This window comes from Marinomonas ushuaiensis DSM 15871, assembly GCF_000521805.1.
Classification (GTDB): domain Bacteria; phylum Pseudomonadota; class Gammaproteobacteria; order Pseudomonadales; family Marinomonadaceae; genus Marinomonas; species Marinomonas ushuaiensis.
Map to the genome: position 1 here is coordinate 86235 of NZ_JAMB01000005.1, position 18120 is coordinate 104354.

The following is an 18120-nucleotide window of genomic DNA, read 5'->3' on the forward strand; positions in this document are numbered from 1 at the left end:
GCAATTTATTATTTATGACATATTTTTATTTCTGATGAGCAAGCCACTTAAAAACGAAAACGCCACGCAGAACATAAGTAAGGTAATCGTCGGCCAATAACCCCACTGGACATAAGGCGTGATGCCTGTGAAGGCTTTGGCTTCAGCTGTTAAGGTTGTTTTTTCAAATTGTGGCGCTTGAGCAACAATCTTTCCTTTCTCATTAATAAATGCGGTAATTCCTGTATTGGTTGCTCGAATCAAATAACGACCTGCTTCTTTTGCTCTAAATTGGGCGATTTGTAAGTGCTGCCAAGGACCAAAAGACGTACCAAACCAACCGTCGTTACTGATGGTGACTAAAAAATCGCTGTCTCGCACTATGCGTCTAACCTGTTCCGCGTAGACAATCTCATAGCAGATAAAAGGTGCAATTCCCCATTCACCGACTTGGAGAACAGGTTGGTTGTCGTCACCAGATTTGAAGTTGGAAATAGGCATGCCAAACACATCGAGAATAGGGCCGATATACTCAGCAAGAGGGATGTATTCACCGAATGGAACCAGCCTTTGCTTGTAGTAAAGACCAAAACCATTACCAGTTGCCCAAATTGCATTGTAGTAGTCTTTTCCATCATCACTGACATCAGGGACGCCTGTAATTAAGGTTGTGTTGCTTTCAGTCAATTCCTCTCTGAAAGAGGTGAGATGGGGTCTTATCTGAGAATAAGCATACGTAATTGCTGTTTCTGGCCAAACAACAAGGTCGCTGTCTAAATGCCTCATGGTTGCTTGCTGGTAATCAGCAAGAGATGTGCTAGCTGTTTGAGCAAGCCATTTTTCATCTTGCTCTACATTGCCTTGAACCAAAGTGGTTTTTAATGTGCCTGTTTGTTCTACCCATGAAGCAGGAAAGTAACTTAAGAAAGCCGATCCAATCCAAATAGTAAAGACAGTTAAAACAGGAATAACTTGATTGGTTCTTTTTAATAGTAGGCTAGCAATGGTGCTGGATGTGAGTATTACACAAACACTTGATAGCCAAATGCCGCCGATAGGGAGCAATTCGAACAACCAGGTATTTTCAATGGCGTAGCCTGGTAGTAACCAAGGAAAGCCAGTAAATAATGTGCCTCTAGCAAATTCCCCCAATATCAGTACAAGTGTTATCCATAGGCTGGTCGGTAGCTGAGAGAAACGGTGCATCAAGCGCCATGATAGCCATGCTGAAAATGCCCAAAATAGACAAAGCACTGAAACAAAAGCAAGGGTGATGATGCCAGCAATAAAAACACCGACTTGGCCATATTCTGCAATACTGACATAGACCCAAGAAACGCCAGTTCCAAAAAAACCTAGCGCAACGGAAGAGCCTCTCCAGCAAGCGGTTTTTGCGCTCGGGCTTGTAATAACAAGCAGGCTGAAAACGATTAGGCTAATGAAATAACCTGGCCAGAAATGAAAAGGTGAAAAGCTTGTAACGCCCAATGCACCTGACATTATACCAATAAGAACAAGTAACTTAGGTGGAAGTGTCGCGAGCAGTGAGAAAAAGCGAGGCTCCCACCCCGTTGTCGTGTTGGTTAGGTCGGGGTGAGATGATGACATATTAATCTGTTGATTCTTGTGGTGATTTCGATACCTGAATTGTTTTGACGCGTCGTCCATCCGATTTAATAATACGGAAATGAAAGTCACTAAAGAGCAACTCTTCATCACGTAACGGTACATGGCCAAATTGTTGGACGAGAATGCCGCCAATAGTGTCGAACTCTTCTTCGTTTAGTTCGACTTTAAAGAACTCATTAAAGTCTTCAATTGTGCATAGTGCAGGCACAAGATAAACGCCAGGTTCTTGAGTGATTTGAATGCCCTCATTGTCTAGCTTGTCCGTCTCGTCTTCAATTTCACCAACGATTTGTTCAAGTACATCTTCAATGGTTACTAAGCCAGAAACACTGCCGTATTCGTCTAAGACGAGCGCCATGTGATAACGCTTAGTTCTAAAATCATTAAGCAACACGTTTAAGCGTTTACTTTCGGGAATAAAGTTAGCAGGGCGCAGACGCGCTAAAATATCGTCTATTGTGATGTCGCCGTCTTTGAATAAAAGCGGAAGAAGGTCTTTTGCTAATAAAACGCCAAGAATTTCGTCTGAATCTTCGCCAACAACAGGGAAGCGTGAATGAGAAGAGTCAATAACTTTTCGGAGTGAGGTTTTAGGGTCATCCTCAGATTTGATGATCACCATTTGGGATGGTGGAATCATGATATCACGAGCTTGTACTTCAGATACTTCTAACGCACCTTCTACAATCGTAAAGGCATCACGATCTATAATGTCGGATTTTACGGCAGCTTCTAGGAATTTAACAATATCACCACGGTTTTGTGGTTCATCATTAAAGGCGTGTGTTAAACGCTCAAACCAAGATTTTTGTTGATCGTTGGATACACTCGATCGGTCATCGCTCATTAGGGTGTTAACTCACTCTTTTATCAAATAGGGATCGGAAATAGCTAAGGAAGCAAGCAATTTTGTTTCAATCGCTTCCATTTCATCTGCTTCATCGTCATTTATATGGTCATATCCGCGTAAATGCAAGATGCCATGAATCGTCATATGTGCCCAATGATGAAGTAATTCTTTTTTTTGCTCTTTTGCTTCTTTCTCTACAACTTGAGTGCAGATGACTAGATCGCCCAATAATGGCAGGTCTAAGCCCGGTGGTGCCTCAAAAGGAAAAGAAAGAACATTAGTTGATTTGTCTTTGCCTCTGTACTCGTGATTGAGCGCGTGGCTTTCTTCTTCATCAACGATACGAATGGTGACTTCAAACTCTTCTCCAACAGTAGGTAAGGCTTTCTCAACCCAAAGCCTGAAATCCGCTTCACTAGGTAAATGATTAACGGCTTCTGTTGCAATTTGTAGGTCCAGCTCCAAATGCGGCATTATTGTTCTCCTGCCGTATTCTCTAGCGTCGTTTTTACTATTGGTGAGTTTTGCTCGGCTTGTGCAGCGCGGCGAGCTTCAGAGCGGGCTTTTTTTTCTGTTTCTTCTTCAATATCGAAACGATCGTAAGCTTCAACAATGCGTTGGACGATGGGATGACGAACGACATCGGAAGAGCTGAACATCGTCATACTAATGCCGCTGACGCCTTTCAATACATGCATTGCATGAGCTAAGCCAGAAGACGTGCCGCGAGGTAAGTCTACTTGAGTTGTGTCACCCGTAATGACCGCTGTTGAGCCAAAACCAATACGCGTTAAGAACATCTTCATTTGCTCTCTCGTCGTGTTTTGACTTTCATCAAGAATGATAAATGCATTGTTTAATGTTCGACCACGCATGAAGGCAAGTGGTGCGATTTCAATGACGTTTTTCTCAATCAGCTTATCGACTAACTCAAAACCAAGCATTTCATACAAGGCATCATAAAGAGGGCGTAGATAAGGGTCGATTTTTTGAGACAAATCACCCGGTAAAAAGCCCAGTTTTTCACCTGCTTCAACCGCAGGACGAACTAACATAATGCGTTCTACTCGATCCGCTTCTAATGCTTCAACTGCGCAAGCAACCGCCAAATACGTTTTACCAGTACCCGCAGGACCAATACCAAAGTTAATATCGTGTTTACGGATTTGCTTCACATAACCTTGTTGGTTGTCACCCTTTGGCTTGATGAAGGCTTTGCGAGTTTTTATAGTAAGCTGATCGTGTTTGGCTTTTTTACTACTCGCTAAAGACTCAATCGCAGATTCTTGAAGGTATAGGTGAATCATTTCTGGAGTAATTTGAGTCTTTGCCAAAGATTCACGGTAAAGGTTTACCAGCAGTATTTTTGTGGCTGCAACGTGTTCTGCATCATCACCGGATATGTCGAATAAATCGGCACGATATCGAATGATAACATCCAGCCTTTTTTCGATTAGCTTGATGTTCTCATCTAATTGACCGCATAGACCAACCAAAGCTTCAGCTTCGGCAGGGACTAAACGAATTTGTTGAGTTGTCTGTGTGATTTCCAAGAGTTACCTTTGTCTGTTTACATATAAAGCTGAGTTAAGTGCAACGCTTACTGAAGTGTAAAGTCAGTGTCGAGTTCAGAGCTAATCAACTCACCTAGTAGAGAGTTTGTGTAAGAGTCTGTGATGACAACGTCTGCAAATTTGCCAATCAATTGAGGGTCGAATGCGCGGAAATTTACGATTCGATTATTTTCTGTTCGGCCTTGAAGTTGACCAGGATCACGAGGCGAATAGCCGCTGATCAAGATACGTTTCACTTCGCCTACCATAGCTAAGCTAATGTCATAAGCTTGCTGGCTGATACGGCGCTGTAAAATAGCCAAGCGTTGTTTCTTAACGTCATCAGGCGTGTCGTCTTCTAAATCAGACGCTGGAGTACCAGGGCGTTGGCTATAAACAAAACTGAATGAGTGATCAAAGCCAATCTCTTGGATCAAGTTCATGGTATCCATGAAGTCTTCATCCGTTTCACCTGGGAAACCAATAATAAAATCGGAAGACAGACTGATTCCTGGTCGAGCCGCTTTAATACGATTGATTTTATCAATGTAATATTGGCGGTCGTGGCCTCGCTTCATTGCACTTAGGATATTGTCTGCGCCACTTTGAACAGGTAAATGAAGGTGGCTTACCAATTTAGGTTCAGTACGGAATGCTTCGATCAGGCTGTCAGTAAATTCAACAGGGTGTGATGTGGTGAAGCGAATACGTTCAATGCCATCCATTTGCGCTACAGCATGAATAATGTCCGCAAGGTCTGTTTCATCGCCTTCTGGACTTTCTCCACGATACGCATTTACGTTTTGTCCTAATAAATGGATTTCACGTACGCCTTGTTCTGCAAGTTGTGCAACTTCAACAAGAATACTGTCGAATGGGCGACTAACTTCTTCGCCACGAGTATAAGGCACAACACAAAAAGTACAGTATTTACTGCAACCTTCCATAATAGACACAAATGCTTCAGCCCCTTCAACACGAGGAGCGGGAAGGTGGTCGAACTTTTCAATTTCTGGAAACGTCACATCTGTAATCGGAATGTGTTTAGCGGCTGCATTGACCATTTCTGGTAATTTATGCAAAGTCTGCGGCCCGAAAATCATATCTACGTGTTTGGCTCGTTTACGTATCGCATCACCTTCTTGACTTGCTACGCAACCGCCGACACCAATCACTAAGTCAGGATTTTTTTCTTTGAGCTTTCTCCAACGTCCAAGCTGGTGATACACCTTGTCTTGTGCTTTTTCACGAATTGAGCAGGTGTTTAGCAGCAATACGTCTGCTTCTTCCGCGTTGTCTGTTAATTCCATTTCATGACTGTCGCCAAGTAAATCTGCCATACGAGAAGAATCGTATTCGTTCATTTGGCAGCCATGAGTTTGGATAAAGAGTTTTTTTGCCATGTAACTTATAAACCTAAAAAAAGAGTTCGTCTAATCGACTTTGGAGCTATTATATTGGGCTTTGCTCTCGAATCCCAGAGGTGTTACGAATTCCCTGTACTTTAAATTGAAAAAGTAAGGGAATAGTAATAATTTTCTTACTGGAGCTTTTGATAAAGAGTAGTCACAATAGCCATATAATTCATTTAGTGTGAGTGCGTTTTGACCGTTTTTCCCTGTGTTTATATTTCTTTCTCTGCTGTCATGACGACAGCCTTAATGACTGTAAGTGGTAGTCTTTATGCTGTTGAGGAGAATCCTAACTTTGCCGTTGGGTTGGGTTATGGTCTTCTGAATGAAAAATCTTTAATGAATCTTGATTTTAAAATCAACATTCCCATCAACCAATACCTTTCTACTCAAATACTATTAAACAGTAATTATTTGGTGACAGGCTCTGCAATCAGCAGCTTCGCGCAGTCGGAATTTTCTTCAAACTGGTTTGTTCGTAATGAATTTGGTCGTCTTGGTTTTGGCCTTGGTATAAGTGAAATAGAGCCAATGGACGAGAGTTTAGATTCTGACCGTGAAGTGACTGCTCAGCTAATGGGCGAGATGTTTTTGGATTCTTTTACATTGACGACCAATTATATTTCTAATGAATCGACCTTAAGTAATATCACCAGCTCACGAGTCGGCGTAAGTTACTATCTTGATAATGATCAACGTATTTCCCTATATCAAGAAAAATATAATGATCAAGAAGTTGGCTGGCGTTTAGAAACCTATTTTCAGCCTAAGAAATACGATCAAATGGGGAGTGTTGGTGTGATAGCGAGAAGCAGTGATGATTACGATTATCTTGGTGTGATTGTGCAATACTATTTTGACTATGCCGTGTCATTAAAGCGAAGAGAAAGGGAATATAACTAGTATTCTTCAGTTTTCCCGTCTACTTCATCTAGATTCCAAATGGTCCATTTTGATATTGTGATTGGTTTTTGGAGCTGGAACCTTGTTACAACTTCAATACTTACTCGGCGATTTTGTTTTCTTCCTTCTGCAGTCGTATTCGAAGTAATGGGAAAGTTTGAACCGTAGCCTAGAACTTTTAACCTTTTGTATGGAACGGAGTGTTGAGTATGAAGTATGTTGGCAATGATTTGCGCACGTTCTATGGATAGTTTTATGTTTAGAGTTTCGCTTCCTGTTATATCAGTATGACCTTCGATAACAAGTAACGTCCCTGATTCTTTTTGGAGAAACTCACCTAGTTCTTGTATGACCAAAGTGTTATGTTTTGATGCGGTATATTGGTTGCTATCAAAAGGAATGATGATTTTATTATTGTTAATATAAGGACGGTCTTTGTTCTTGTATATACCTTGGATTAAAGGGTCAAGTGGCTTTACTATTTCTCCTGTAACTCGGCGATTGGCTTGTCGACCAGCTTCAGTTTCGTTGGACGCTAAAGGGTACTGTTCACCAAAGCCGAAAGATTTAATGCGATCAGGTGAAATGTTAAAGACAGAAATTAGTGTGTTAGCGATAGATTCTGCGCGCTTTTTAGATAAACTTAGATTGTAATTTTCTGCCCCGATATTGTCCGTGTGACCTTCGATTAATAGGGTGGTTTCTGGCGTGTTTTTTAGAAATGAAGCAAGATTCTCTAGTTTAGAATGAAACTCAGGTTTCAGATTGGATTGTCCAGAATCAAATCGAACGTCAAAATTAAAGTTGTAGAAATTGAGAGTGGTTAGCTGACAGCCATGGTAGTCAACTTCGCTTCCTAGTGGCGTATTTTCACAGATGTCCCGTGCATTTATTACGCCGTCTGAGTCTGTGTCTTTTAAAGACTGCGCTAAAATTTCAGGGTAAAGCGATTGGCTTGCAGCAATATTGCTACATAAACTAAAAGTAATGATAGCTATCCTTGCTAGTCTTATTTTCATTTAACCAACTCCTTAGTTATTGTATGAATATAATCAATCTTACATTTTTTAGGACTATTTTTTCAATATTAATGTAATGAATTTCCATTCACTTTTTGTAACAGGCATAACAGAAAGTCGAGAGCCTTTTTTGGTAAGTAGCATGTTTTCTAATTCTGGCATGTTTTTTAGTTCGGCTAATGTGAGTATCTCTGACCATTTTTCGATAAATTCAATGTCTACCATAAACCAGCGTGGGTTTTCAGGTGTCGATTTGGAGTCAAAGTAAGCACTGTTTTTATCCCAGCTAGTGTAATCAGCATACGCCTTTTTGCAGACTTTTGCAGTGCCGACTATGCCAGCGGGTGAGCAACTAGAGTGATAAAAAAATACTAGGTCACCTTCTTCCATTGTTTTCATCAAATTTCGGGCCTGATAGTTTCTTACGCCATCCCAGGGGGATTGCCTTTTTTCCTTCAAATCGTCAATTGAAAACGCGTCGGGTTCTGATTTCATTAACCAATAATTAGGCATTACATTCTCTTTTTATAATGGCGTGTTTATTTTTACGATGTGAAAGTGTTAGTAGCAAAAAGTCAGTAACTCTTGGTAGCATGATATTTTTTAAAATTTTTCTCAAGGTTTAAGTGTCTGTTGTATGAACTCAACTTTATTACCATTGGTATTCCATTCTAACTACAGCATCCCTTTTCCAGATGGGCACCGTTTCCCCATGGGTAAATTTCATTTGCTTTTCGAAACATTAAAAGAGCAGGGAATTTTAACGGATGAAAATACCTATCAACCTGAGCCATTGTCTCTTACTACTCTCATGGCAGTGCATGATAAAGGTTATGTGCAGCGCTTTATTCGTGGCGAATTGACGACTCAAGAAGAAAGAGATATAGGTTTGCCTTGGTCTGAATGGTTAGTAGAGAGAACGTTGCGAGCGGTATCTGGGACCATACTAACCAGTGAGCTTGCTCTAAAGTATGGTTTAGCTTGTCATCTTGCTGGTGGCACACACCATGCACAACCAAGTCATGGTGCAGGTTTTTGCATTTTTAATGATCTTGCTGTTGCCGCTTTTCATTTGATCAACACAGAGAAGGCGAAAAAAATCTTAATATTAGACTGTGATGTACATCAAGGTGATGGCACGATTGCTTTTTGTGAGGGCAGGGCAGACATTATCCCTGTGTCTTGGCATTGTGAAGAGAACTATCCATCAATAAAGCAAACAGCAGGCATTAATATTGCGATCCCCAAAGGCGCAGAAGACAAAACTTACCTTGATATTCTACAACGCACCTTGCCTGATATTTTGAAAGAGCACCAACCAGACTTTATTTTTTACGATGCTGGTGTTGATGTTCACAAAGAGGATCGGCTTGGTTATGTGAACCTTACCGATGAAGGCATTTTTAAACGAGATAAATACATCATAGAAACTTGCGCTACGCTCAATTTACCTATCGCTTGTGTTATTGGCGGTGGTTACGATAGACAGGAAGAGAAGGTGGCTTGGCGACACAGTTTGCTTCATCAAGCAGCAAATCAAATCTGGAAGGCGAGGTTTATAAAGTAGCACTATTCGTTAAATCTAAATCTAAATCTAAATTTAAAAAGAGTCAGGTGTTTTCTTTAGCCTAAATTCAGGAGTACCCAATATTTTAAACAAATAAAAGGTACACTCAAAATCGAACCATAAAAGATGCATTTATCAAATCTCATTAGATTACTCATTATTAAGGAAATACTTTGAAGCAGGAATTTGCTTTTAAAGCCGAACTCATTTTAGTTTTGGTGACTATTTTAGCGGGGCTAGGTTGGATTTTTTCAAAAGAATCCTTAGCTGGTATGCCTCCTTTATTCTTTATTGCAATGCGATTTTCTATCGGTGGTGTTGCCTTGCTGTTGATTGGGAGAAAGTATTTTCGTGGCGTTAAGTGGCGTGATATCAAACCTGTCATTTCAATTGGTGTGGTTATGGCCTTTGCCATGTTACTTTGGGTGATGGGGCTTCATCAAAGTTCTAATCTTGGGGTGGGCGCCTTTATTACTTGTTTAGGCGTGGTGTTTGTCCCATTTATTGGTCGACTCATGTTTGGTGATCGACCTCCGATGAGCATTTGGGTTGCGTTGCCTTTTGCTGTTCTTGGTTTAGGCTTTTTGGCTTTAGGTAATGGGTTGGATTTTGAAATTGCCCATTTGTATTTTTTAGGTACAGCACTCTGTGTCGCGTTACAGCTTAACTTATTGTCACGCTTTTTAGTCAGTATGCACGCCTTAGTGCTAACCAGTGTTCAGTTAACAACAGCAGGTGTTTTGCTGTTGACGGTGTCTTTGGCTGTGGAAGGTGTTCCTCAGCTTATTAGTTTGGATATCTTTGGTTGGATACTAGCCAGTGCCTTGATATCAACGAGCTTGCGTTATTTATTACAAATGTACGCCATGAGTTTAGCGCCAGTGAGCCATGGTGCAGTGATCATGAATTTAGAGCCTGTATGGGCTGCTATTTTTGCCGTGGTTTGGTTTAATGAAATAATGGGAATAGGGCAAGTGTTTGGCTGTTTCTTAATCTTCGTTGCAATGATAGTAAGTCGCTGGTCGCAAGTTAGAATGATTTTTAAACGCAAATAATAATCTAATTTCGTTCTTTCTCTATAATTCATAGTTTAATTTTTCAGACTGCATTTCTTCAATTAGATATTCCAAAAATAATTTTACGACTACAGAAAGCGTTTTACCTGATAGCGTTTGTATTTCAATGTTTCGGATCCCCATCCCTTTATCTCGAATAGGGACGGCTACTAATTTTTTTGTTGTAAGTATGTGACGCATAGTCACTTCTCCAGCCAGATGTATGCCACCTTCAGACATACTGAAATGACATAATGTCGCTATGTTGTTAGACACAAGGGCAGGTTCAAATAAAAGATTTAAACGACTACAGCTAATATCAAAAAGTTGCCTTATTGTCGTATTTTCTTCTGGTAGGGCAATTGCGTAAGGCAGTAATTGCGTTAAGGAGATTGCTTCTTTTGAGGCCAAAGGGTGGGTCGGATGCATGAAAGCGAAAATAGGTGAAGGTTGCTGGTAAGCAACATTAATGTTTTTAGCAGGGGAATAACTTAACGTAATGCCTATATCGGCGTTATCGTGTATTACACGTCTAGTGATATCATCGGGCGTGCTAACGTTAACGTTAAAATTTATTCCATCGTGTTCTTTACGGAATTTTGAAATGCATCGTGGTAAAAAATCCATAGCAAACCCTTCATAACAAGAAATTTTAATATGACCTCTATTTAAGCCATCTAAAGCGGCAATATTGGATATAACACGATTCGATTCTAATGCATTTTTACGTGCGTAAGTCGCTAACATTTCCCCTGCAACACTTAACACCATTCCTCTTGGTCGACGTTCAAAAAGAGTGGTTCCTACTATGTCTTCTAAGTTATTTATTTGTCTACTTATTGCGCTAGATGCCACATTGAGGTGTTCAGATGCTTTACTGATAGACCCATATTTAACAACCTCTAAAAAATATCTAAGAGTAGTATCCTGTAGGCGCAATCCAGATTTCATATTCTATTTTCCTCTCTTCGTAGCCGCTTAGTGTTTTTCATTAAATATTATTAATTGTGTTTTCTTTACTGACCCATGCCTTTTTGGCAACGCTTATGTGCATTTTTTAAAATGGTACTAATGTTGTTTTTTATTTAGTCTGGAAAAAATTTACATTGGCTTTATTCGTAAATAATGAATTCTAAAGCGTTAGGGGGGATGTAGATAGGTTTCCCAGATAAAGTAATTCATTTTTAACCATCGAGTATTGGCATATCGCAATCAATATATTGTCTCCGATAACGAATGCTTTTCTATGAAGGTGAATTAAAGTTAGATATCCGTAAATTTAGGTTAGTTTAAGTATTTTAAGTCTTGTGCGAGTGATGAAAAGTAAGTCTTTCATTGTTGCTAACATTGCGAAATATTTGAGACCTGCCGGACGAATAATCTATCGATCTAAAATAATAAGTTTCAAATAATAATCATAAAAGGAGTCGTTCAGTGTTTTCTGTAGTACATGACAGTGAATATATATTGTTACGAAAAGACATTCATAAGTTCCCCGAACTTCAATTTGAAGAGTTTCGTACCGCTTCTATTGTTACTGAGATCTTAACCAAATTGGGTTATGCAGTGACAACGGGTGTTGGCGGAACAGGTGTTGTCGGGCTATTAGATACGGGCTTGCCTGGAGATACTATTGCTTTTAGGGCGGATATGGATGCACTGCCTATCAAAGAAGAGAATACCTTTGACCATAAATCAACCAATCATGGATTGATGCATGCGTGTGGGCATGATGGGCATACTGCGTCTTTACTTTGTGCAGCCGAAGCCTTGATGAAAAATAAAGATAGATATAAAGGCAAAATCAAACTTATTTTCCAACCTGCGGAAGAAGGTGGTGCTGGCGCAAAAGCGATGATTGAAGACGGTGTTCTAGAGTCTCCTTATGTTGATGCTATTTTTGGCTACCACAATCGCCCCGGTTTTAAACAAGGCTACGTTTTTGCCAAAGCGGGCCCTGCAATGGGTGGTAATACAGCTGTCAGCATTAAAATAACAGGTAAAGGCGGTCACGCTGCTATGCCTCATCTGGCGAATGATCCAGTTGTTGCCGCATCAACATTTGTAACGTTATTGCAGTCAGTGGTGTCTCGTAAATTATCGCCATTGAGTTCAGGTGTTATTACAGTCGCTTCCATACACGGAGGCGATGCTAGTAATGTCATTGCGGATACTACCGAAGTAAAACTTAGTATTCGATACGACGGCGAACCTACAAAACACGCTTTACTTGATGGTGTGCGTTTAGCACTTGATTCTGCTTGTAATCAATTCGGCTGTACCAGTGACTTAAATGTAGACGTTGAAGTCATGGCGCTTATTAATGATGAGGCTTCCACGAATAAGGTTATCGATGCGTGTAAAAAGTATGAAGTGTCTGACGCTATAGAGAAAATTGACTATATGCCTACGATGGGAGCAGAAGATTTTTCATTTTATCTTGCTGAGCGACCTGGGTGTTATTTCTTTATTGGTAATGGCGAAGAATCAGCGTATCTCCATAACGCTCATTACGACTTTAACGATAAGAATATTAAAATTGCAGCAAAAGTTTACCTATCTATAGCGGAACAATATTTATCTAAGGAAAACACGTTATGAGTGAAATCTCCCCTAAAAATGAAACGATTAAAGACAATAGAATTCTAGCAACCATCGAACGTGTAGGTAATAAACTGCCTCATCCTTTCTTGTTATTTGTTTATTTAGCTGGCTTTGTGATCGTCGCGTCAATGGTGCTAAATTATTATGGATTTCAAACTATAAACCCTAAAACGGGCGATCAAAGTCCTATCCGTAGTCTATTATCTGGCGAGGGAGTTGTTTATATATTCACCAGTATGGTGAAGAACTTTGTCAATTTCCCACCATTAGGCACAATCGTGGTGGTAATGCTGGGTATTGGTTTAGCGGATAAAGTAGGTTTGCTTTCTACTTTAATGCGTCAAACCGTGGCAAAAGCGCCCAAACATCTACTAACGTTTTCTGTATTTGTTGCGGGTATTTGTGGTTCTATCGCGTCTGATGCCAATTACCTTATCTTGATTCCATTGGTTGCTATGATTTTCCATAGTATGGGACGTAACCCTATCGCCGGTGCCGCAGCTGCCTATGCAGCAGCAGGAGCGGGTTATGATGCTAGTTTGTTTGTTACGGCTGGCGATGCCATCTTTGCCGGTATTGCAACAGATGCTGCTAGGATTATTGATCCAGAAGCCTACGTTTCTCCGCTTGATAATTACTATTTTGTCGCATCATCTGTGTTTGTTTTGGCGGTTGTTGGTACATTCGTTATTGATAAAATCGTTGAGCCACGATTAAATCGTTTGCACCCTCTGTCTAGTATGATTATCACTGCACCTAAAATGGATGTGGCCATTACCGATGCAGAAAAATCAGGCTTAAAAGCGGTTGGTCTTTTTACGTTACTATTCGCAGGCTTAGTGTTTGCTATCGTATACCCAGACGCCTCTCCATTTCGTAACGAAAATGGTGGGTTGATTCCATCTCCTTTCATGAAATCTTTTGTTCCCTTTCTGTTCTTTTACTTTATTAGCATCGGAATAATTTACGGGAAGAAAACTGGGGCTATCAGTAAAATAGAAGATATTCCTGATTTAATGGCAACTTCTGTAAAAGGGCTTGCTAGTACGTTGGTTTTATTCTTCTCTATCTCTCAGTTTATTGCGTATTTCAAATGGACAGGAATCGGAAACTTAATCGCCTTTGAAGGTGCTGAAATTCTACAAAGCACAGGCTTCACTGGTTATTCGTTAATTGTTGCCTTCATTATTGTGACCGCTGTGATGAACGTTTTCATGACGTCCGGCTCTGCTCAGTTTGCATTGTTTGCTCCAATATTTATTCCTATGTTAATGAATATCGGAATAGATCCAGCTTTTACGTTAGCTATGTTCCGAATCGGTGATAGTGCAACGAATATTATTTCACCTATGAGTCCATATTTTAGTGTTGCTTTGGTTTATATGCAGCTGTATCAACCTAAATTACGCATAGGAACATTGATGGCAACCATGCTGCCATTATCTGTTGGTTTTATCGTCTTCTGGACGTTATTCCTACTGCTATGGACATGGTTAGGTCTTCCTGTTGGGCCTGGTGTATACATGCACCTAGCGAGTTAATACCTTAGTTAATACGTTTAAAAAAACAAAAAAGCCACTTCACATTTATTAGTGAAGTGGCTTTTCTTATTTTTACTCTTGGCTAAATTTAATCTCTTGCGAAATATTACAACTCGATCGTGACGCTTTCGCCGTCGATGACGAGTTCTAGTGTGTTGCCAACCAGTTTGTACGTGGCATCCACTTTCGTTTTTCCTGCTTTTCTTGGGACTAACAGGGTTAGAATGTTGTGCTCTTTCTTCGCTTTTTAAAAATTTATTCCCCAATTTTGCATCTTTGCTTCTCAACTTATTACGATGAAATCTAAGAAATTATTCGATTAGCTTGCTTATCACAACAACATTACTGTGCAGTGTTTTGTGGACAGGGCATTTATCGGCGATTTCTAAGAAACGTGCTTTTTGTTGTTTATCTAAATCACCAGTGAAGCTAATGTTACGAACAATCGCTTCCATACCGTTTTGTTGTTCACAATTATCGCAATCGTCTTTGTAATTGCGTGTATGGGTCAGTTCTACCTTAATGTGTTCAACTGGCAAATTTTTGCGTTCAGCGTACATTCTTAACGTCATGGCGGTACAGGCACCTAAACCAGCAAGTACGTGATCGTAAGGATCGGGTCCAGAGTTTTTACCACCTACGTTTACAGGTTCGTCAGCTAACCAATAGTGACTTGACGTACTAACGTGCTGAGCAAACTTATGATCTTTTTCTTCGACTAAAACATGACCTTTCGCTACTGTGCTTTGATAGCTGCTTTCATCGCTTGGTGCATATCGGCTTGCCCATGCTGCAATTACGTTGGCAGCGTATTCAGCATCGCTTTTGTCACTGAGTAAATGATCGGCATCATCTAAACTAACGAAGCTTTTAGGGTGCATTGCGGCTTGGTAAATTTTTTCTGCTTCTGTAATTTTAACTATGCTGTCTATTGGTGAATGCATAACTAATAGCGCTTTCTTAAGTTTGCTAATATGGCTGTTACCATAATTGTTAATATCGTCTAAAAACTGCTTTTGTATTTTAAAGCGACGACCGGCAAGACTTACTTCTGCTTCACCTTTCTCTTTGATATCGTCAATGTGAGCTGAAAAGTTATGTGCGACATGAGCTGCATCAGACGGTGAGCCTATCGTCACAACAGCAACAGACTCAGGTACTTTTTGAGCAACACCCAATACTGCTGCACCGCCTAAACTATGGCCAATCAACAATTTTGGCGCTTCATATTCGTCACGTAAAAAATCAGCGGCCGCGATTAAATCTTGAATGTTTGAGGAGAAATTTGTATTAGCAAAATCTCCATCACTGTTGCCTAGACCTGTAAAATCAAAACGTAAAACGGCAATGCCTTTCTCCATTAATGCTCGACTAATCCGAGAAGCAGCAGCCACGTCTTTACCGCACGTAAAGCAGTGAGCGAATAGGGCGTAAAATTTAATATCTGATTCCGGTGTTTCTAATAATCCACTGAGCGTGTGGTTACCACTGGTAAATTCTATTTTTTGGCGCATAGCGCATTCCTCCAACAACGTAATTTTTATGAAAGTAAATTCATGCTCTTAATTATTTCAGTATGGCTGAAAATTGGCGGTGCAGGCAGGAAAACTAAATAAGAAACTAGAATTTTCAGCCGATTATATTAGGCATAGGTTTCGATGAGTACATCCAGCATGGCGGCAGCGGCGATGGATAAGTTTGATCTAGGTTGGCAAATCACACCGACACGACGATGTATTTCTGGCTCCACGACAGGGCGACAAATCGCCCCTTGTTCTGTGGTTTGTTGACGGCAAAGGGCAGGAACAACTGCCACGCCCATGCCTTCGCTGACCATTCGCCCAACCGTCGCAAGCTGATGTGCGTCAAAGGCGACATTTAACTCTATGTTAGCGTCATTAAGTGTCTTTTCTATCATGGTGCGAACACTGGAGGGGCGTTGTAGGGTGATGAAATTGTATTCTAACAATGCTTCCCATGTAATGTTTTCGTGTATTTCTAAAGGGTGACCTTTCGGTAGAATCGCAATAAATCGATCGTCGTATAATGGGTAAAATGCCAGCTCTAGCAAGCCGACAGGCTCAAATGAAATCCCTAGCTCTACTTGATTATTACGCACCATTTCAACCACCACATCAGATAGCACATCATCAATCGCCACCTGAATATGAGGGTAGGATGCATGATAATTACGAATGGCTTTTGGCAGCAGCGACGCGGCAAAAGAAGGCATAGAAGCAATGGTGATTTTGCCAAGTTGCAAAGCAAAACGTTGCTTCATCTCATCTTCTGCATTTTCCCACTGAGCAAGCAGCCGCCTAGCAATCGACACCAATGCTTCGCCTTCTGGGGTAAGGGCAATGCTTCGAGTGGTTCGTGTCAGTAATTTTCCACCTAAATTTTCTTCTAAACTCTTTATCGACAAGCTCAATGCTGGTTGGGATAGATGGAGTTGATTGGCGGCATTGGCGAAGCTCATAGATTGGGCGACGGCAAGGAAGGCCTTAACTTGCTTAACATTCATTTGAAAAACTTATCAATAAATATAAAAAACAAATTTAATTAATTTATCTCCTTGAGTCAAACTGAACCACCATCACAATAATAATTAGGAGAAGGGTAATGGCAGGTTTTGACAAAGTGGTCGCCTCGTATGAGGAAGCCATGGCTGGACTAGAAGACGGTATGACCGTTCTTGCTGGTGGATTCGGCTTATGTGGTATTCCAGAGAACCTGATTGGCGAAATTAAGCGCAAAGGCACCAAAGGGCTCACTGTGGTTTCTAACAACTGCGGCGTTGATGGCTTTGGCTTAGGGATTTTGCTAGAAGATAAGCAAATCCGAAAAATGATCTCGTCTTATGTAGGTGAAAACGCCTTATTCGAAAAACAATTGCTCGATGGTGAACTAGAAGTAGAACTGACCCCTCAAGGTACCTTAGCTGAAAAAATGCGCTCTGGTGGTGCTGGCATCCCTGCCTTTTATACTGCTACAGGCGTTGGAACACCGGTTGCCGAAGGCAAAGAGATCAAAGTGTTTCATGAACGAGAATACTTACTCGAAGAAGCCATTACAGGCGATTTTGCCATAGTTAAAGGCTGGAAAGCAGACCGCTACGGCAATGTTGTTTACCGTCATACCGCACAAAACTTCAATCCACTTGCTGCTACGGCAGGAAAAATTACTGTTGTGGAAGTAGAAGAAATTGTTGAAGTGGGTGAACTCGAACCAACTCATATCCAAACACCAGGCATTTATGTTGACCGAGTGATATTGGGCACGTTTGAAAAACGCATCGAACAAAGAACCATTAAGCCAACAGAATAATAAAGAGGTTTTTAAAATGGCACTGACAAGAGAACAAATGGCGCAACGTGTCGCTCAAGAATTACAAGACGGTTTTTACGTCAACTTGGGTATCGGTATTCCTACTTTAGTCGCGAATTACGTACCAGATAATATGGACGTTATGTTGCAGTCCGAAAATGGTTTGCTTGGTATGGGCGAGTTTCCTACCGAAGAAACCATAGACGCAGACATGATCAACGCGGGTAAACAAACGGTTACTACGGTAAAAGGCGCTTCTATTTTTTCATCGGCGGAATCTTTTGCCATGATCCGTGGTGGTCACGTTGATTTAACCGTGCTGGGCGCATTTGAAGTCGATGTGAATGGTAATATCGCCTCTTGGATGATTCCTAATAAATTGGTGAAAGGCATGGGCGGCGCGATGGATTTAGTTGCCGGTGCAGACAACATTATTGTCACCATGACTCACGCTTCTAAATCTGGTGAATCTAAATTACTAGCGGATTGTTCTTTGCCACTGACAGGCAAAGGCTGTATCAAAAAAGTGCTGACAGACTTAGCTTGGTTAGAAATTGAAAATGGTACATTTGTGCTGAAAGAAAGAGCGCCTGGTGTGTCTATCGAAGAAATCATAGAAAAGACGCAAGGTAAGCTCATTGTTCCAGACCATGTTCCAGAGATGGTCTTTGCTTAAGATAA

General features: G+C 40.8%; 17 protein-coding genes. 7 read left to right on the forward strand and 10 right to left on the reverse strand.

Annotated elements, in window-relative coordinates:
* Window positions 1-12: 12 nt before the first annotated feature.
* From lnt to miaB, 5 genes are read right to left on the reverse strand one after another with little or no spacing between them, the layout of a single operon-like run.
* On the reverse strand, window positions 13-1587 hold the full coding sequence (gene lnt, locus MUS1_RS07330; protein WP_051436163.1) for an apolipoprotein N-acyltransferase: 1575 nt from the start codon (window positions 1585-1587) through the stop codon (window positions 13-15).
* 1 nt (window position 1588) lies between these two features.
* Window positions 1589-2455: a CorC family transporter gene (locus MUS1_RS07335; protein ID WP_036160707.1), complete on the reverse strand. Its 867-nt coding sequence runs from the start codon at window positions 2453-2455 to the stop codon at window positions 1589-1591.
* Between the two features lie 12 nt (window positions 2456-2467).
* Complete coding sequence (ybeY, locus tag MUS1_RS07340; RefSeq protein ID WP_036160709.1) at window positions 2468-2932, reverse strand: rRNA maturation RNase YbeY; 465 nt, start codon at window positions 2930-2932, stop codon at window positions 2468-2470.
* On the reverse strand, window positions 2932-4011 hold the full coding sequence (locus tag MUS1_RS07345; RefSeq protein WP_051436164.1) for a PhoH family protein: 1080 nt from the start codon (window positions 4009-4011) through the stop codon (window positions 2932-2934). The genes ybeY and MUS1_RS07345 overlap by 1 nt, the downstream gene beginning before the upstream one ends.
* 47 nt (window positions 4012-4058) lie before the next feature.
* Entirely contained in the window at window positions 4059-5414 is a 1356-nt protein-coding gene (miaB, locus tag MUS1_RS07350; protein WP_036160710.1) for a tRNA (N6-isopentenyl adenosine(37)-C2)-methylthiotransferase MiaB, read from the reverse strand.
* 201 nt (window positions 5415-5615) lie between these two features.
* Between miaB and MUS1_RS07355 the strand changes: the two genes are divergently transcribed.
* On the forward strand, window positions 5616-6326 hold the full coding sequence (locus MUS1_RS07355) for a hypothetical protein (RefSeq protein WP_245595772.1): 711 nt from the start codon (window positions 5616-5618) through the stop codon (window positions 6324-6326).
* On the opposite strand, the gene MUS1_RS15665 is transcribed toward MUS1_RS07355, so the two are convergent.
* Together MUS1_RS15665 and MUS1_RS07365 are read right to left on the reverse strand one after the other, a co-directional pair.
* Entirely contained in the window at window positions 6323-7345 is a 1023-nt protein-coding gene (locus tag MUS1_RS15665) for an OmpA family protein (protein ID WP_051436165.1), read from the reverse strand. The two genes, MUS1_RS07355 and MUS1_RS15665, sit on opposite strands and share 4 nt — an antisense overlap.
* 54 nt (window positions 7346-7399) lie before the next feature.
* Window positions 7400-7858, reverse strand: a complete 459-nt coding sequence (locus MUS1_RS07365; protein ID WP_036160712.1) for an EVE domain-containing protein — start codon at window positions 7856-7858, stop codon at window positions 7400-7402.
* A 124-nt stretch (window positions 7859-7982) separates the two neighbouring features.
* Here MUS1_RS07365 and MUS1_RS07370 point away from each other — a divergent pair, with 124 nt between their 5' ends.
* The gene (locus tag MUS1_RS07370) at window positions 7983-8912 is read left to right on the forward strand and encodes a histone deacetylase family protein (RefSeq protein ID WP_036160714.1); all 930 of its coding nucleotides are present in this window, start codon (window positions 7983-7985) and stop codon (window positions 8910-8912) included.
* A gap of 173 nt (window positions 8913-9085) precedes the next feature.
* The gene (locus MUS1_RS07375; RefSeq protein ID WP_036160716.1) at window positions 9086-9967 is read left to right on the forward strand and encodes a DMT family transporter; all 882 of its coding nucleotides are present in this window, start codon (window positions 9086-9088) and stop codon (window positions 9965-9967) included.
* A 21-nt stretch (window positions 9968-9988) separates the two neighbouring features.
* On the opposite strand, the gene MUS1_RS07380 is transcribed toward MUS1_RS07375, so the two are convergent.
* Entirely contained in the window at window positions 9989-10918 is a 930-nt protein-coding gene (locus MUS1_RS07380) for a LysR family transcriptional regulator (RefSeq protein ID WP_036160717.1), read from the reverse strand.
* Between the two features lie 483 nt (window positions 10919-11401).
* On the opposite strand from MUS1_RS07380, the gene MUS1_RS07385 reads away from it, so the two are divergent.
* Both MUS1_RS07385 and MUS1_RS07390 read left to right on the forward strand, forming a co-directional pair.
* Window positions 11402-12568 carry a M20 metallopeptidase family protein gene (locus MUS1_RS07385; protein WP_036160719.1) on the forward strand — a complete coding sequence of 389 codons (1167 nt, stop codon included), beginning with the start codon at window positions 11402-11404 and terminating at the stop codon, window positions 12566-12568.
* Window positions 12565-14112 carry an AbgT family transporter gene (locus MUS1_RS07390; RefSeq protein ID WP_051436166.1) on the forward strand — a complete coding sequence of 516 codons (1548 nt, stop codon included), beginning with the start codon at window positions 12565-12567 and terminating at the stop codon, window positions 14110-14112. Before MUS1_RS07385 ends, MUS1_RS07390 begins: the two co-directional genes overlap by 4 nt.
* 311 nt (window positions 14113-14423) lie before the next feature.
* On the opposite strand, the gene MUS1_RS07395 is transcribed toward MUS1_RS07390, so the two are convergent.
* Together MUS1_RS07395 and MUS1_RS07400 are read right to left on the reverse strand one after the other, a co-directional pair.
* A complete protein-coding gene (locus MUS1_RS07395; RefSeq protein ID WP_036160720.1) occupies window positions 14424-15626 on the reverse strand; it encodes a bifunctional alpha/beta hydrolase/OsmC family protein in 1203 nt (400 codons plus the stop codon).
* Between the two features lie 128 nt (window positions 15627-15754).
* Entirely contained in the window at window positions 15755-16636 is an 882-nt protein-coding gene (locus tag MUS1_RS07400; RefSeq protein ID WP_036160723.1) for a LysR family transcriptional regulator, read from the reverse strand.
* 98 nt (window positions 16637-16734) lie between these two features.
* Between MUS1_RS07400 and MUS1_RS07405 the strand changes: the two genes are divergently transcribed.
* Both MUS1_RS07405 and MUS1_RS07410 read left to right on the forward strand, forming a co-directional pair.
* Window positions 16735-17439 carry a CoA transferase subunit A gene (locus tag MUS1_RS07405; protein WP_036160725.1) on the forward strand — a complete coding sequence of 235 codons (705 nt, stop codon included), beginning with the start codon at window positions 16735-16737 and terminating at the stop codon, window positions 17437-17439.
* 16 nt (window positions 17440-17455) lie between these two features.
* The gene (locus MUS1_RS07410) at window positions 17456-18115 is read left to right on the forward strand and encodes a CoA transferase subunit B (protein ID WP_036160726.1); all 660 of its coding nucleotides are present in this window, start codon (window positions 17456-17458) and stop codon (window positions 18113-18115) included.
* The last annotated feature ends 5 nt before the right edge of the window (window positions 18116-18120 follow it).

Coding starts and splice junctions, on each gene's coding strand:
- lnt (WP_051436163.1), bottom strand. CDS start 1,587: ATGTCATCATCTCACCCCGACCTAACCAACACGACAACGGGGTGGGAG.
- MUS1_RS07335 (WP_036160707.1), bottom strand. CDS start 2,455: ATGAGCGATGACCGATCGAGTGTATCCAACGATCAACAAAAATCTTGG.
- ybeY (WP_036160709.1), bottom strand. CDS start 2,932: ATGCCGCATTTGGAGCTGGACCTACAAATTGCAACAGAAGCCGTTAAT.
- miaB (WP_036160710.1), bottom strand. CDS start 5,414: ATGGCAAAAAAACTCTTTATCCAAACTCATGGCTGCCAAATGAACGAA.
- MUS1_RS15665 (WP_051436165.1), bottom strand. CDS start 7,345: ATGAAAATAAGACTAGCAAGGATAGCTATCATTACTTTTAGTTTATGT.
- MUS1_RS07365 (WP_036160712.1), bottom strand. CDS start 7,858: ATGCCTAATTATTGGTTAATGAAATCAGAACCCGACGCGTTTTCAATT.
- MUS1_RS07370 (WP_036160714.1), top strand. CDS start 7,983: ATGAACTCAACTTTATTACCATTGGTATTCCATTCTAACTACAGCATC.
- MUS1_RS07380 (WP_036160717.1), bottom strand. CDS start 10,918: ATGAAATCTGGATTGCGCCTACAGGATACTACTCTTAGATATTTTTTA.
- MUS1_RS07390 (WP_051436166.1), top strand. CDS start 12,565: ATGAGTGAAATCTCCCCTAAAAATGAAACGATTAAAGACAATAGAATT.
- MUS1_RS07395 (WP_036160720.1), bottom strand. CDS start 15,626: ATGCGCCAAAAAATAGAATTTACCAGTGGTAACCACACGCTCAGTGGA.
- MUS1_RS07400 (WP_036160723.1), bottom strand. CDS start 16,636: ATGAATGTTAAGCAAGTTAAGGCCTTCCTTGCCGTCGCCCAATCTATG.
- MUS1_RS07405 (WP_036160725.1), top strand. CDS start 16,735: ATGGCAGGTTTTGACAAAGTGGTCGCCTCGTATGAGGAAGCCATGGCT.
- MUS1_RS07410 (WP_036160726.1), top strand. CDS start 17,456: ATGGCACTGACAAGAGAACAAATGGCGCAACGTGTCGCTCAAGAATTA.